The sequence below is a fragment of the Kitasatospora sp. NPDC051984 genome, from assembly GCF_044593455.1.
Lineage (GTDB): Bacteria > Actinomycetota > Actinomycetes > Streptomycetales > Streptomycetaceae > Kitasatospora.
In genome coordinates, this window is the sequence record NZ_JBIUCB010000007.1 from 206929 (window position 1) to 221816 (window position 14888).

13 protein-coding genes are annotated in these 14888 nt (G+C 73.2%); 4 read left to right on the forward strand and 9 right to left on the reverse strand.

All coding sequences use genetic code 11. From position 1 onward, the window contains the following. The first annotated feature begins 8 nt into the window (after positions 1 to 8). On the forward strand, positions 9 to 776 hold the full coding sequence (locus ACIHEI_RS16760) for an SDR family NAD(P)-dependent oxidoreductase (RefSeq protein WP_387648216.1): 768 nt from the start codon (positions 9 to 11) through the stop codon (positions 774 to 776). A 163-nt stretch (positions 777 to 939) separates the two neighbouring features. On the opposite strand, the gene ACIHEI_RS16765 is transcribed toward ACIHEI_RS16760, so the two are convergent. The 5 genes from ACIHEI_RS16765 to ACIHEI_RS16785 form a co-directional block, all read right to left on the reverse strand. Beyond that, positions 940 to 2793: a serine/threonine protein kinase gene (locus tag ACIHEI_RS16765; protein WP_396607127.1), complete on the reverse strand. Its 1854-nt coding sequence runs from the start codon at positions 2791 to 2793 to the stop codon at positions 940 to 942. Next, entirely contained in the window at positions 2790 to 4754 is a 1965-nt protein-coding gene (locus tag ACIHEI_RS16770; protein ID WP_396607128.1) for a VWA domain-containing protein, read from the reverse strand. Before ACIHEI_RS16770 ends, ACIHEI_RS16765 begins: the two co-directional genes overlap by 4 nt. Then, positions 4751 to 6022: a KH domain-containing protein gene (locus ACIHEI_RS16775; RefSeq protein ID WP_392945890.1), complete on the reverse strand. Its 1272-nt coding sequence runs from the start codon at positions 6020 to 6022 to the stop codon at positions 4751 to 4753. Before ACIHEI_RS16775 ends, ACIHEI_RS16770 begins: the two co-directional genes overlap by 4 nt. Beyond that, on the reverse strand, positions 6019 to 7380 hold the full coding sequence (locus ACIHEI_RS16780) for a hypothetical protein (protein ID WP_396607129.1): 1362 nt from the start codon (positions 7378 to 7380) through the stop codon (positions 6019 to 6021). Before ACIHEI_RS16780 ends, ACIHEI_RS16775 begins: the two co-directional genes overlap by 4 nt. A gap of 75 nt (positions 7381 to 7455) precedes the next feature. Then, positions 7456 to 8559: an FHA domain-containing protein gene (locus ACIHEI_RS16785; RefSeq protein WP_396607130.1), complete on the reverse strand. Its 1104-nt coding sequence runs from the start codon at positions 8557 to 8559 to the stop codon at positions 7456 to 7458. A 429-nt stretch (positions 8560 to 8988) separates the two neighbouring features. Here ACIHEI_RS16785 and ACIHEI_RS16790 point away from each other — a divergent pair, with 429 nt between their 5' ends. Together ACIHEI_RS16790 and ACIHEI_RS16795 are read left to right on the forward strand one after the other, a co-directional pair. Next, positions 8989 to 9225 carry a DUF397 domain-containing protein gene (locus tag ACIHEI_RS16790; protein WP_396607131.1) on the forward strand — a complete coding sequence of 79 codons (237 nt, stop codon included), beginning with the start codon at positions 8989 to 8991 and terminating at the stop codon, positions 9223 to 9225. A 168-nt stretch (positions 9226 to 9393) separates the two neighbouring features. Then, complete coding sequence (locus ACIHEI_RS16795; protein ID WP_396607132.1) at positions 9394 to 10260, forward strand: helix-turn-helix domain-containing protein; 867 nt, start codon at positions 9394 to 9396, stop codon at positions 10258 to 10260. A 12-nt stretch (positions 10261 to 10272) separates the two neighbouring features. Here ACIHEI_RS16795 and ACIHEI_RS16800 read toward each other — a convergent pair whose 3' ends face one another. Next, on the reverse strand, positions 10273 to 11085 hold the full coding sequence (locus ACIHEI_RS16800; protein WP_396607133.1) for an SAM-dependent methyltransferase: 813 nt from the start codon (positions 11083 to 11085) through the stop codon (positions 10273 to 10275). Between the two features lie 228 nt (positions 11086 to 11313). Further along, positions 11314 to 11469, reverse strand: a complete 156-nt coding sequence (locus ACIHEI_RS16805) for a sigma factor-like helix-turn-helix DNA-binding protein (RefSeq protein WP_392945902.1) — start codon at positions 11467 to 11469, stop codon at positions 11314 to 11316. Between the two features lie 1442 nt (positions 11470 to 12911). On the opposite strand from ACIHEI_RS16805, the gene ACIHEI_RS16810 reads away from it, so the two are divergent. Next, positions 12912 to 13391 carry a hypothetical protein gene (locus ACIHEI_RS16810; RefSeq protein WP_396607252.1) on the forward strand — a complete coding sequence of 160 codons (480 nt, stop codon included), beginning with the start codon at positions 12912 to 12914 and terminating at the stop codon, positions 13389 to 13391. A gap of 106 nt (positions 13392 to 13497) precedes the next feature. Here the strand turns inward: ACIHEI_RS16810 and ACIHEI_RS16815 are convergent, their stop codons facing one another. After that, the gene (locus ACIHEI_RS16815; RefSeq protein ID WP_392945903.1) at positions 13498 to 13665 is read right to left on the reverse strand and encodes a hydrophobic protein; all 168 of its coding nucleotides are present in this window, start codon (positions 13663 to 13665) and stop codon (positions 13498 to 13500) included. A gap of 155 nt (positions 13666 to 13820) precedes the next feature. Further along, positions 13821 to 14810: a hypothetical protein gene (locus tag ACIHEI_RS16820; RefSeq protein ID WP_396607134.1), complete on the reverse strand. Its 990-nt coding sequence runs from the start codon at positions 14808 to 14810 to the stop codon at positions 13821 to 13823. Between the last annotated feature and the right edge of the window lie 78 nt (positions 14811 to 14888).

The following is a 14888-nucleotide window of genomic DNA, read 5'->3' on the forward strand; positions in this document are numbered from 1 at the left end:
GAAGTCCGATGGGCCGACTCGACCGCAAGACCGTTCTGATCAGCGGCACCAGCTCCGGCATCGGCCGGGCCGCGGCGCTGGAGTTCGCCCGCGAGGGGGCCAGGGTGGTGGGCTGCGGCCGCGACCCGGAGGCGGCCGACGAGACCGCCCGCCTGGTCAAGGAGGTGGGTGGCGAAATGATCTCGCTCGCGCCCGTCGACCTGTCGGTCCGGGCCGGGGCCGAGGAGTGGGTGGAGTACGCGCTGTGCGAGTACGGCGGCTTCGACGTGCTGTGCAACAACGCCTCGTCGATGCGCAACGCGCCCTTCGACCGGCTCACCCCCAAGGACTGGCACTACACCATCCGCAACGAACTCGACCTGGTGTACCAGTGCACCTCCGCGGCCTGGCCGCACCTCACCAAGCATGGGGGCGTGGTCCTCAACATCGCCTCGATCTCGGGCTCCCGCGGCGCGCTGTTCGTTCAGCAGGGCGCGCACGGTGCGGCGAAGGGCGGCGTGCTCGCGCTGACGCGGCACCTGTGCGGAGCGGGCGGCGCGCACAACATCCGGGTCAACTCGATCAGCCCGGGTCTGATCCGCACCCCGGCCACCGCACCGCACATCGACGACCCGGACGGCGGTGTCCCCGCCCTGCTGCGGACCATCCCGGCGGGCCGGCCGGGCCGCCCCGAGGAGGTCGCCAAGCTCGCGGTGTTCCTGGCCTCCGACGACGCCGCGTACATCAACGGCGCGGACTTCGTGATCGACGGCGGCATCAGCGCGATGGCCGGCTGAGCTCCGCCGCACCTGACCGACCGACCCCGACGTCACCCGCATCGAGGCCTACCACCAGGCGTTCGGCAGCGGACTCCACGACGAGCTGTGCGACCTGGTCGCCACCTGCATGTCCGACTACGACACCGGCGGCTGGACCAGCCCGCACCTGCGCAGCTGACGCCTACGGCCGGTCCGCGACCAGGGGGACGGGCTGCCAACTGCCGTCCCAGTCCTCCTGCCAGCAGCAGACCTGGTCGCCGGCGATCACGGCGGCGGCCAGCAAGCGGCCGTCGCGGCCCAGGTGAAGAGCGGGCAGCGAGGCCGCCGAGCCGCCCAGCAGTTCGGCGTGCGCGCCGGTGTCGACGGCCAGGCCGTCCGGCGTCGCTTGAACCGCGCCCCGGCCGCCCCGCAGGGTGACCAGCAGCGACTCGGTGCCCGGTGCGGGCGCGCCGTCCGGCTCCCACACGCCCGAGAAGTGCCGGGTGAGCGGGTGCACCAGTCCGGACGGGTCGAGGAGCCGGGCGGTCAGCTCGCCCCAGTGGTTGACCGCAAGAGCGGCCTGCCGGGCGCCCGCCGCGAGCATGGTCGCCGGAGCCGGAGCCGGAGCCGGAGCCGGAGCCGGAGCCGGAGCCGGAACGGGACCGGGACTGGGACTGGGACCGGGAACGGGACCGGCGCCGGGGGCGAGCGGCCACGTCCAGTGGGTGACCCGGCCCTCCTCCGCGACCACGACCGCCGGGGTGCCGTCGGCGTCCCAGGCCGCGGTGAGCACCCGGGCCGGCCACACGTCGGGGACGGTCTGCTCCTCGCGGCCGCCGTCCGGGCGCAGGCGCAGCAGGCACAGGCCGGTCGCCTGGGCGGTCCAGATCAGCGCCTCGCCGAACGGCGAGACCAGCGTGGCGAGCCCCCGCGCGCCGTACCGGACCTGCTCCCAGCCGTCCGCCTCGGTGCCCAGCCAGAGCACCTCGTAACGGTCGAGGGCGGCGGTGACCAGCCGCCCGGCGCCGTCGCGGACGACGGCCACCGCGCGCACGCCCCGCGGCCCGCCGCCCGTCAGGCGCGACGGTTCGGCGGAGGTGGACCAGCGCCGCAGGCCCTGCGGGCCGCCGGTGACGACGACCGGCCGGTCCCGGGCGTCGGCGGTCAGCGACAGGCAGCCGTGCCGCGGCGCTGGGCCGGCGGCGACCAGTTCGCGCAGCCGCTCGGCCCACGGGGTCAGTGGGGACGGGCGGCCCGCCGGGTCCGGGTCCAGCGCCCGCAGCAGCCAGTCGACGGCCGCGGTGGAGTACCCGGCCTCCTCCAGTTCCTCGCCGGTCAGCGCCGCGACCCGCGCCGTGTCGCGGATCCGGGCGTCCGGCACCAGCAGGATGCGGGCCAGCGCACCCACCGAGAACGCGTCCTTCGCCGTGCTGGGTGGAGCACCCAGGCGCTCCTCCTCGGCCGCCCCGAAGCCCGGCGTGCCCACCCTGGTCCGCAGCGGCCGGTCCAGCCGTGCCAGGAACGTCAGGTCGATCAGGTGGGGCCGCCCGGCGGCGTCCACCAGCACGTTGGCGTGCGAGATGTCCCGGTGCGCCCAGCCCAGGTCGTGCAGCTCGTCGACGATCCGGCAGAGCCGCACCAGCACGTCCAGCCGTTCGGCCGGGGCCGCGGCGGATTCCTGCGCCCAGACCTGGAGTTGCGGGCCGTCGACCCAGCGCGACACCAGGTACGGCACCTGCCCGCCGCCGGGCGCGCCGGGCGGGTGCGGGGCGGCGCCGACGAAGCACAGCGGCACCACCAGGCCGGGCACGGACAGCTGGTTGGCCCGGACCGCGCTGTCCTCCCAGCGCGCCCGCCACCGTTCGATCTCCTCCTCGCTCGCGCGCGGCCCGTACGGCCGGAGGATCTTGACGGCGCACAGGTCGCGAGCGCCGTCCCGGTCGGTGCGCTCGGCCCGCCAGACCTCGCCCTCGCCGCCGGCCTTGACCCTTTGCAGCAGGCGGTACTCGTCCGGCCGGTGCGCCGGGCCGAGCGTCAGACCGGCCTCGAAGCTCACTCCTCACCCCGGTAGCGGAAGGCGAACGAGGCGGGCGGCGGGCCGAGGTCGGTGGCGTCGGGATCGGCGACGGGTGCGGGCGGTACGGGCGGTACGGGCTGTGCGATCGGACGCGGGGGAGCGGCCGGCGGCGGGGGCACCTCCCGGACATCGGCCAGGGCAGCCGCCAGCCGCTCCAGCAGGCCGGCCAGCTCCTCGATCCGGGCGGCGCGCCAGGCCGCGTCCTCGGCCCGGCCGCCCTGCGCGGCGGCCTCGTCCAGGAAACGGTGCAGCGCGTCCAGCGGCTCGCCGAGCCCGGGCGGGACGGCCGCGGGCCGGGCGGGCCGGAAGGCGGCGGTGAGGTCGCGGACGAAGGAGCGCCGGCCGTCCTCGGAGTCGCCGCCGACCACCGAACGCGTCACCGCGCGCTTGACGTTGCGGGCGTCCAGCAGCGGTCGGCCGAACACCCGCTCGGACTCCGCGACGACCCGGGCCGCGGCGGCCGACAGCCGCTCCGCCTGGCCGGCCGTGCCCGGCCCCCGCCCCGCGGGCAGCGTCGGCTCCTCGGCGAGCGCCCGCAGCGCGGCCACCGCCAGCGGGTGCAGCGGACGGCCGCCGCCGCCCGCACCGCCCGCACCGCCCGCACCACTCGCGCCGCCGCCGGGGCGCAGCGGGACCCGGCGGGAGGTGCCGGAGCCGAGACCGGAGAAGTACTCCGCGAGCACCTCGAAGCCGCCGATCGCGGCGCTGTCCCCGCCGCCGACCCGGACCAGCTGGCCGAGCAGTTCGTGGTTGGGTTCCAGCGCCGTCCCGCCCCGGTTCCCGTCCCGCAGCCACCGCTGGTACATGTCGGACGTGCTGATGCCGATGGCGTGCAGGCGCACGCCCATGTCGCGGTGGAGGTGCTCCATCAGGCTGACGGGTTCCTCGGCGGCGCGGACGACCTCGCCCAGGCCCTGGTCGCCCTTGGGCGCCCAGTGCGCGCCGTCGCTGACCAGCACCACCAGCTTCTCGTTGCCCGGTTTGCCGTGGTGGTACAGCAGGTTGGCGGCGTCGTGCAGGGCGTTGCCGATGTTCGTCCCGGCGTTGAGCGGGCGCAGCAGCGTCACCGCCTGCCGGAACTCCTCGACGGTCTCCCCGGCGGACCCGGCGTCCAGCTCGGCCATGCCGCCGCCGCGCGGGAACACCTGCTGCGTGGTGTGGGTGAACTGCACCAGGGCCAGCCGGGAGACCCGTCCGCTCAGCTGCAACCGCATCGCCAGCAGGTACTGGAGGGCTTCGCGCAGCGCCTCCATCCGCTGCCGCCGCCGCGGACTGCCCGGGCGGCGCAGCGCCGAGAGGAAACCGCCGCCCTCGTCCAGGACGCCGGGGATGTCGTCGACGCTCATCGAGCCGCTGCAGTCGGCCAGCACCACGATGTCCACGCCGTTGCGGGCCCCGGACGCGAACAGCTCGACCTCGGTCTGCGCGGTGATCTCGCCCAGCACCCCGCGCCGGCCGCCCGCGTCGGCGAGCTGCATGCGGTACGGCAGGCCCCCGATGTCCAGCCACAGCTCGCGGTCGGGCTCGGCGGGCAGCCACAGCAGCCGGCCGGGCAGTCCGGCGCCGGCCAGGTCGTGCACGGCCGTGTCGAGCGGCGACTCGGTCGGCATCTCCAACCGGACGCGGCGCAGCGGCACCACCGGCGGCCGGTCGATCCGCCAGCGCTGCTCCGCCGGCGACGCCTCCACGCCGAGCGCGGCGGCCCGGTCCTCGCCGAGCGCGACCACCCCCGCGGGGACCTCCGCCACCGGGACCAGCCGCAGTTCCGCCTCGACGGGCCCGCCGGCGCCGTCCAGCACCAACAGCGCGGGCAGCCCGGCGGCCGGGGCGCCGGCCGGTAGTTCGGCGCGGGCGATCCCGGCCCGCTGCCCGGCGACCGGCCCGCCCTCGGGCACCGGGTACAGCCGGTGAGTGGCCGCGCTCGGCAGCGACTCGCTCATCGAGGCCCCCTCCGTTTGCCGTCCGCCAGCCGGATGTCCACGCCCAGCTGCTCCGAGTAGGACCTGATCCGGGAGCCCTGCGGGCCGATGAACCGGCCCTGGAGCTCCTGCGGCAGGTACACCCAGAGCAGCGCCGGCCGGCCACCGCCGGGCCCGCCGGTGCGGGCCGCCTTGAACTCCTGCAGCCGCAGCCCGGCGGCGATCTCCGCACCCCAGCGCGGATCCTGCTGCCTCAGCAACTGCTGCAGCGCGCGCAGGAGTTGCTCGCCCTCGACGGCGCGACCGGCCAGCGTGCCCAGTTCGCGGTCCCAGTCGGCCGCCGCCCGGTCGAAGGCCGGCCCGACACCGCCCCGGACCCGGTCCAGCGCGGCGCGGATCGCCCGGTAGTCGGCGGCGAGCTCGCGGTGGCCGCAGTTGCGCAGGTTGTGAGCGAACGCCTGGAGCGAGGGCACCCGCACGCCCGGCTTGCGGACCGCCCCCGCGCAGATCTGGTACAGCAGCCGGTCGGCGGGCAGGCCCGCCACAGTGCTGTGGGCCCGGCACAGCCCCAGCCCGACCCGTTCGGCGCCGAACACCTGCCAGCGGCGGGCGTGCCGGGTGCAGGCCTGCCGGTCGCACGGCCGGCCGGCCTGGTCGAGCCAGTCGCAGGAGACCGTGCCGACCGACGCGCAGCCGCGCTCCTCGCACACCGGGAACGCCCGCCGGTAGCAGCCCGGGCAGTAGTCGGTGTCCGGATCCTGCGGATGGCTGGTGCGGTGCCGGGCACACCAGGCCCGGCGGGTACGGCAGTCGGCGCCCGCGCACCAGAAGACCGCGTCGGCGGCGCACTCCTGACAACGCGGACGGTGCTCCGGACAGCTCGGGGTGAGCGCGCCGCTCAGCAGCACCGCGTGGTCGACGCACACCAGGTCCGGCAGCCCGGCGTCCGAGCAGCCCCGGCAGCGGAACACGCCGTAACCGGCCCGGCCCGCCCGGTCGCAGGCGGCACAGCGGTGCACCAGCCTGGCCGGTTCGCGCACCGCCACCAGATCGACCCGGGTGTCCGGCGCGAGGACGGGGACGCCGGGGACGACCCGGAGGATCTCCAGCCGGATGGTGCCCTGCTCGGCGTCCCACGAGTGCACGGCGCCGCCGCGCACCGGACGGCCGTACAGGGTGGGCTCCAACTGCGCCCACAGGGCGGCCAGTTCGTCCTGTCCGCCGATCGGCGTGGACCAGTCGCGCAGGTCGAGCACCGCCTCGACCTGACCGGTGGGACGGTCGGTCATGAGCCGTCCCTCCGCCGAGGGTTCGGGTTCTGCGAGCGCCGGCCCTGGCCCTGGCCCTGCCGCCGCTGGCCCTGTGGCCGACGGCCGCCCGGCTGGGAGGGAGACCTGGGACGGCCGGACTGCTCCCTGGCGCGGGGCGCCGGCGCGACGCCCTCGGCGAGAGTGCGGCGCCAGTCGCTCAGCAGCAACTCCAGTACGCCGGGGGAGTCCTGGGCCAACCGGGCCGCCAACTCGCCGCCGGGGCGCGGATCGCGGAGCAGCTGTTCGGCGTGCTGGGCCAGCGGCCCGCTGCCGCGGCCCTCCCGGGCGGTGCGCAGCAGCAGGTCCCAGGTGCGCAGGCCGGGCAGCCCGAACGACGGCAGCTCGACGGGGGCGAGCAGCGGCAGCAGCTCCTCGGCGGTCGCGTCGAGCAGGCCGAACTCCGGCACCAGGTCGGTCAGCAGCCGCCGGGCCACGTCGCGGGCGGGCCTGGTCCGCTGCGCCCGGCCGGAGTCCGTCGACTCGGGGGCGAACCGGGCGCGCAGCCCGTGCACGACCGCCCGGGCCCGGTTGGCCTCGATCACGCTCTGCGGGATGTTCCGTTCGCGCTCGCCGGCCCGGACCGTCCGCCGGGCCTTGAGCGCCAGCGCCGCGAACAGCAGCGCCTGGGCGCGCAGATCGGCCAGCGACACCTGGGCGTCCACACAGCGGACCAGCGCCTCGGCCGGTGCGCCGGACGCCGCGGGCAGCGGGGCGACATCCATCCGCAGCAGGTCCGCGATGCCGTGGCGGCGGCGGAGTTCGGCGCGGACGTGGTGCAGGTGGCGCGGGTCGGCGGAGGCCAGGTAGCGGGCGGCGAGGTGTTCGCGGGAGTCGGCGAGCCGCCGCGAGCCGACCGGATCGGCCGGGCCGCCGATCCGGGCCCGTCCGGTCAGTGCGATCAGCGTCGGGCTGTGCCGGCGCAGCAGGTTGCAGAGCACCTCCTGCTCGGCGTCGTCCAGCACCGCCAGGCCGTGCAGGTCGCCGCCGAGGGCCGGCAGCGGGCCCGCCGGGGCGAGGCGCACGCCGGGGGCGTGCAGGGCTCCGCCGAGGGCGCGCGCGGTGTCGGCCAGCGCGGACAGGACGGCCCCGAGGTACCCGTACGCCACCTCGCGGGCGCCGGGCGTCCCCAGCCAGACCCCCGGCAGGGCGACGCCGAACAGGCCGTCGGCGCGTCCGTCGGCGCGTTCGTCGGTGCGGAGTTCGGCGGCGGGCAGCGAGGGCGGAGGTCCGGGCAGCCGCACGGAACGCAGCAGCGTTGCGGTGTCCGGGCCGGTCACGGCTACCCCCTTGGTGAGGGACTGCCGTGCGGGCCCCACCCGGGTCAGGCTCACCAGCATGTCTTCAGGTTATCCAATCGGGCTGCCGCTGTGACCAGTTGACGCAGAATCAGATCGACTCGCAGCGGCGGCAGTTCAGTCGAGAAAGGTCCGGCTGCCGCCCGCGCCGTCCAGACCGGGCGGGGCCTGCTCCTCGGCGCTGAGGTGCAGGCGGCCCGACAGCCGCACCGCGACGGCGTCACCCAGCACCAGCCGGTCCGACTCGGCGAACGGGACCCGCTCGCCGGGCTCCAGCCTGCGCCCGGAACTCCGGTGCAGCACCGTCCCGTTCCCCGACCCGAGGTCCACCGCGAACGCGCGCGGGCCGTTCGGCGTCTCCTCCAGCGAGAGCATCAGATGCCGCCGGCTCACCCGCCGCACCTCGCGCGGCGGCCGCAGCTCGGAAGCCGTCAGATTGATGCCGTGGCTCAGATCGCCGCGGCCCAACTGCACCGCGCTGCCCACACTGATCGGGAACCGCAGGAACTCCGCACCGCCGGCGGCGTCCGAGAGCACGAACAGCCGCCCGGCCCCGCGCGGCCCCGCCTCCTCCAGCGGACAGCCGCAGCAGGTGCACACCACCTGCCCTCCCCGGTCGATCGACGGCCAGTCCAGCAGCCGGTCCGGCCACAGGAACGCCTTGACGCAGCCCCGCGTCGTGCACCGCCAGTGGCTGCGCAGCACCTGGTCGTGCGCCGGGACGCGGGTGTCGATGTGCTGCCCGTGCTTGAGCTCCTTGTATTCCAGCGCCCGGGAGACCACGTGGTCCGGCTCCGGCCGGATGCCGCTCGGCCCCAGCCGCGCCGTGCCGCCGTGCCACTCCCAGCTGAGGAAGCGCCCAGGGAACTCCTCGATCCAGGGATGCTGCCGCCGCAGGTCCCTGAACCGGTCGTCGCTGATCACGAACCAGCCCCGGTCACGGGCCAGTTCGAGCAGCACCGGGTCGGCGGTCGGCGCGAAGCGCAACTCGCCGGAACGCTCCAGCCCCCGCAGCGCCTGCCGATCCTCCGCGGACAGGGCCCGCCGCAGCGAGTTGTCGGCGACCAGCACCAGCGGGGCGTGCGCACCGTACTGCCGGTGCCAGGCGTCGCGGACCAGCTCCAGCCGGGCCAGCAACGGAAAGTGCCGGCTGAGCGGCGGCAGCCGCCCCGACCAGCACACGTTGGACACATCGACCACAGCTCCGACGCCGGTCGGCATGCGTTGCACCGCCCCCCACGAACTCCCGTTCCGTACACAGGAGTTCATCAAGCTAGCGACGCCTGGCCGACAGGGACAAGGCCCCACCGCCGGAACGGTGCGGCTGTGCACCGGCAGTTCCGGAGCTGCCCGGTGTGGCGGAGGGACACCCCTGTGGCCACCGGTCGTTCGCACCACCGGGCCGCGTCGTGACCGCGACCGGGCCTGCCGGCGGGCCGGCAGATTCACTGCTGACCAATACCCACGACCGGTGATATCAGCCGACCAATTGTCGTCACCCATTTGGCGGGCTCGCTGTTCGAATAGCGAGGGCTACGCTTTACATTGCTTCGCCGGGGGAAATTTCCTAACGCCTCCACCTGCGGAGCCCGGCACCTGGTCATATTTTCCAGAGGCCTCGTAAATCGAACACAAGAGGGGATGACCGCCATGGCGAACTACCGGAACGGCATGCCGGCCGATACGATCGACGTCACCTGGATCAAGAGCACCGCAAGCGCGCCGACCGGACAGTGTGTGGAACTCGCGGTCGTGGAGACCCGCGACCTCGTGGTCCGGAACTCGCGAGACCCGCAGGGCCCGGCACTGCTGTTCACGCCCGGCGAGTTCGAGGCCTTCGTGCAGGGAGCCAAGCGCGGGGAATTCGACCACCTGATCGAGATTTAGCATTTCTGGGCGAACTTGGTCCGTAAACGCGCGGACCCCGATTGTGGGAAGATGAGACCGACTATTTGTCGGCTCGCTCACACCGTTGGGGTCCGCGTGTCGGATTTTGGCAGTTCTGAGGCAATCGTTCCGATCGGTCGGTCGAGTGCCGATCCGAAGAAGAACCCGATGGTCGCAGCGGTGGTGCTCAGTGCCACACTGCGCTCGCTGCGGATCGGCCGGGGAATGAAGCAGGGCGACGTTGCCCGCGATACCCGGATGTCCGCTTCGAAGCTGTGCAAGCTGGAGAATGGAGACCTGCTGCCCCAACGGCAGGATGTGGATCTCCTCGCCGGTGTCTACGGCGTCAGCCCCGGGCAGCGGACGTGGCTCGGGATGCTCACGGATCTGGCCCGCCAGCCTCCGGAGTGGCAGCAGTCGGGCATCACGGTGCCGTTCTTCATGTGTCAGCTGGTGGGGCTGGAACCTGCGGCGGAGCGGCTGTGGACCTACGAGGCCGATCTTGTTCCCGGGCTCTTCCAGACCGAGGCGTACATGAGGGCGGTGATGGCCAGGAGCCAGCCCGCGCTCGGTCCCGGCGAGATCGAGGAGCGGATCGAGGTCCGGCGTTACCGCCAGGACCGCCTGTTCTCCGAGGTGCCGGACTGCATCGCCGTCTTCGACGAGAGCATCCTGTGGCGCCGTATCGGCAGCAGGGAGACCATGGTCGAGCAGCTGGAACGCCTGATCAACATCACCTGGATCCCGCAGGTCCAGATCCGCATCGTCCCGCTGGACGGCGAGCACCAAGTCCTCACCAACGTCTGCTCGCTGACGCAACTCGAGTTCGGCCAGGGCTCCACGGGGCTGCCCTCCGTCATCTACCTGGAGACCGACGAACAGAGCAAGTACTTCGTCAAGGGTGAGCGGGCGCGGGGGAACGTGCCGTCGTACGAACGCTACGCGGCCACGCTGCTGAAGCTCATGGCGGACGCCGCCGATCGCCCCAAGAGCCGGAAGATCCTGGAGGAGGCCCGGCAGCGCTTTGCTCGCTGACCGGGCCCCTGCTCAGCGAACCCGCGCGACTCCGCCGAACTCCAGCCACTCGTGGGTCTGTTGCGGCCGGCGCAGATCGGAGTCGGGGCGCCAGTCGGTGACGTCCACCAGGTAGGGATCGAGAACGGACAGGCCGTCGAAGTACCGGCGGACGTCGTGCTTCTCGCGGACCCGTCCCCAACGGCCGCCCGTGTCGCGGTTCATCAGGCCGGTGACCTCGTCGCGCACCCGCTCGTCGTCGCTGACCAGTTGGCAGATCACCAGGTAGCTGCCGGGGGCGAGGTGATCCCGCATGCGCCGGATCATCGCCGCGGGGTCTTCGTCGTCCTTCAAGCAGTGGATCACCGAGACGTACAAGGCAGCGACGGGCCGGCCGAAGTCGATGAACCCTCCCCGGGAGGCCTCCTCGACGATGCGGTCCGTGTCGGTCATGTTGGCCTCGATGAATCTCGTCCCGTCGTTCACGTCGAGCGAGGTGCGGCCGTGCGCGATCACGACAGGATCGATGTCTATGTAGGTGACCCGGGCGTCGCGGTGCACATCCTGCGCGACTTGGTGCACGTTCGGCCTGGTCGGCAGCCCCGAGCCGTGGTCGATGAACTGTCTGATCCCGCACTCGCGCGCCAGGAAACGGACGACGCGTTCCAGGAACCACCGATTGTTCAGAGCGAGATCGCGACTGCTGGGCGCTATCGCCAGGAGCTTCTCGCAGGCTTCGCGGTCCGCTTCGAAGTTGAGTTCCCCGCCCAATAGCCAGTCGTACATTCGTGCTGCGCTCGGGCGTGATGTGTCGATGGCAGATGACTGCCCGTTCTCACTACCCACGGTGCCCCTTCCGTGGCCGGAGCAACCCGGGGGATTCCCCGAGAGCCGGGGTCTAATCGTAGGCAGGTGCATGCTCCCGCACCATGCCCCCATCCGAGTGGCGCGGACGACTCGATGGCGCACAGTGGCGAGAGCCTGGCGGATTTCCGCAGGTGATTCGCCACCTCGCGCGCCAGGGCGCCCCTTCGGCGGGCCGGCAGACGGCATATGCCATATCGACGTGCAGTGCTATGTGCGGGCAAGCATGCGAAGCGCGAGCCGCCACTCGACCTCCACGGCGCCCTCACCGATCCCCATCAGCCGGGAGACCTCCGGAACGCCGAGTCCCAGCCGGTACCGCAGGAGAACCACGTCGGCGGCGGCCTCCGGAAGGGCCGAGTGCAACCAGCCTTCCCCCCGCCGGCTCGACGCGGCCCGCGCCGACACCGCGCCCCGGAGCAGCGGCCAGCACTCGGCCATCGGCTGGGGGCAGCCCAGCAGGGCCTCCCACCTGGCCTCGATGTACCCGAACGTCCACGCGACGGCCTCGGACCCGAGCCCACCGTCAGCGAGCCGCGCCCGGGCGTACCTCCCGTAGTCCGGCCCGTAGAGCTGAACGAACGCCTCGAAGTCGCACCGCGGCCGGAGGGATCGCGCGCGAGCGCCGGACTCCTGCCGGCACCCCACAGTTCTGGTCGAGGAATGCGACCACATGTCTCCGCCTGCCGCTCGTCAGTTCTCTTCCCGTACACACGCACGGGACGGCCCTCCCCCGAACCGGAGGACCGCCCCGCAGGTTCAGACCACCCGCCCCCACCTGACCTGGAGAACCACCTCCCTGGTGTACCGGAGCAGGCACAGCAGCAGCACCGCCCGGGAGGTGGCGACGGGTTCGCTTCCCAGCGCCACCCAGCTGATGAGAAGAACCGCCAGCACGCCGCTCAAACGCGCGGTGACGCTGATTACCCCGAACGAGGGCAGGGCCCGGTTCGGCGGGAAATTTCTGGTAGCTTTGGCGAAATCGAGAAACGGCAGGAATCGACGCCGCCCTCGGTGAAATGGTTCGAGCATTGCCTGTTCTCGTAAACCTCGACCGATTCGTACGGACCCCGGGCACGATGGGGCGACCGAACCCGGGGCCGTGCCGGCTGACCGGCACAGGCATCAACCTACCGGCGTTTTTTGCGGATCAGCGGGTTGAGGGCCGTTCACTCAATTTCTGATTGTGCCGAGCGAAATCCGACCGGCAGGATCGCCTGATCCGGTCAGGGCTGGTCGGCAATGAAACCCGGTGGTCATTTTGTGGCACTGGCCGCGACAGTCTGGACGGCTTCACCCCCGAAGGGGGCGGCGGTGCCAACGGGATGAGCGTGCAGGCGCCGGTGAGGACGAAGGCGCATCCGGTCAGGGCGAACGGGCGCGTCCTGCAGAACCCCTGGGCATCCTCCGCCTCAACCAGGTTCTGCCCGACCTGCCCGGCCGATCGAGTCAACCGCCCCCGGTGCCACCGACCGGTCGGATACTCCGAGGCCAGGAACCGAATGCCGAGCATCTGTTCCATCCCGGCCTCCACCCGGCGCTGGAGTGCAACTTCCAGAGCCGCCGTCGAGCCGCGCAGCTCCACGTCCCGGCCGTCCGGCCCGAGTCGAAGCACCCTCAGATCGCTCACGCATCCCCCGTCGTACGACCGTATGAGGGGCCAATCAAAGGCAGCGGTTGTGTATTTCGCTTCGGCTCCCGGTGTGCTGGTCCGGGAGGACGGGGCGTGGTGCTGATGGACCAGTCTGCGCCGAGGCCGACTTGGCCGATCGGGCGTCGGGCGGCGCTGGCCCGCGACCGGCCGGGTACTGGCCATTGTCGCCGGCCCCGGCGGTGACCCCGCCGTCGTCCGCGGCGCACGGGATGCGGCGGGTGCCGCGGGCCTGCTGCCGTTGGTCGTCGCACCCACCGGAGCGCCGCCGGCCGAGGACCTCACCGTGCAGCGGACCTTCGGCGCCGCCCGGTCCATCGAGTTCGACGCGATCCTGGTGGCCCACGCTCCCGAGCCGGGGGCGAACGACCGCGGCGCACGGGACGCCAGGTCCGGTGCGGTCGCGGGCGGGCAGCCGGCACTCGACTCCCGGGTCGTCCTGCTGGTCAACGAGGCCTACCGGCACGCCAAGCCGCTCGCCGGCCGCGCGGACTCCCGCGCCCTGTGGGCCGCGGCGGGAGTGGACCCGCAGGCGCCGGGCGCGTTCGTCGAGACGGACGCCGGACAGGCCGTCACGGCGCTGGCCGAGCAGCTCGCCACGCACCGGGTCTGGGAGCGCTTCCCCGCGGCACTCTGAGCCGTTCTGCTCCCGCCCGCCGCCGGGGCCACCCGCGCGGGCGGGCGGGAGCTCTCGTGCAGCCCGCGCGTGGGGTCGCAATCGCCCTACCGGCACGTACAGCCGGTCACCAGCGGTACCAGCGGGCCCGACCGGATCCGGAAGCGCTGCGGACGACGAACCCGAGCAGCCACAGCACCAGCACGGCCAGCGCGACCCACCACAGGACGTGGACGGCGAAGCCTGCCCCGAACAGCAGAAGGATGATGAGCAGAACGAGCAGCAGCGCCACCATGACAACCACCTTCCTCGTTCCGGCTTGTGCCCGGCCGGGTGCGAACGATGCGTGACCGTGGCGGACGTTGCAGGGGTCCGAGCGGCGCGGCCGGACTCGAGAATCCTGAAGGCCGCATCCAGGCGGAGGAGCGCCTGCGACGCAGAAATCAGGGTTCAGGTCTGAGCGGTGATGGCGACACACAGGACCGCGATGCCGAGGGCGAGCCAGGCCATGTAGTCGCCCAGGCGGCCGGAGTGCAGGCGGCGCGGCGACCGGACGATCCGGGTGAGCGGATGTCCAGAAGCGAGCCGGGGCACGCGTCGGTGGACAGTGGCCACGGCGAGCGCGACAGCCAGACCGGCGGACAGCATGCCCAGCAGCACTCCGGTCCAGGTCCAGGCAGCGGCTGGTACGGGTAGATGCTGCGGGCTGTCGGGACCGGCGGTCACGACGGCCGAGTAGCGAGCGGGATCGGTGAACAGTGCCGCTCCACGGACGAGCGAGTCGGCGAAGGCGGGCACGCACCCCGCAGCGAATGCGAGAGCCAGCAGGATCGCGGGGACAACGATCATGGTGGGCGGCAGGGCGCGCTCCGCGGTGCGGATCTCGGGTTCCTCGCCCTCGCCGGTGGTCTCCTCCTCGTCGGTCCGGCCGCGCACGGCAGGGCCCACGGCCCAGAAGATCCGCAGCGCGACGCGCAGCACGGCGGCGCCAGTGGCAGCGGAGGCGGCGACGAACACCGCGGGGAGCCAGGGCTGCCAGTGGCCGGCGGCATCCTCACCGAGGGCTTTGCCCAGGCCGGTGCCGAACGGGGGGAGCCCGGCCAGCGCCAGCGCGCCGATGACGAACAGCACGCCCACCAGCCGCTGCTTCCGTGCCTTGCCGTGCAGGCCGTACTCGGAGACCAGGACAGCCAGGCCACGCAGCGCGGCCAGGGGGAGAGCGAGCGTCGCTCGTGCTGCGCCGCGCACGCCGTGAAGATCGGCTGCGGCGGCCGGCCTCACCCGGCGTGCCGCGAACGCCGCACCCACCGAGGCGATGGCGGCCACCAGCAACTCGACCGCAGAGACCGAGCTGATCGACACGACCGTGATGCCGAGCAGCACTACGGACCACGCCGTGATCTCGATCCCCGCGCGCACCAGGCCGTCCTGATTGCTCATGCTGTTCATGGCCGACCGCATGAGGGGCCGTCAGCATGCGGCCGGGGACCGACGTGAGCGGCTGTCACCGCGTGGCGC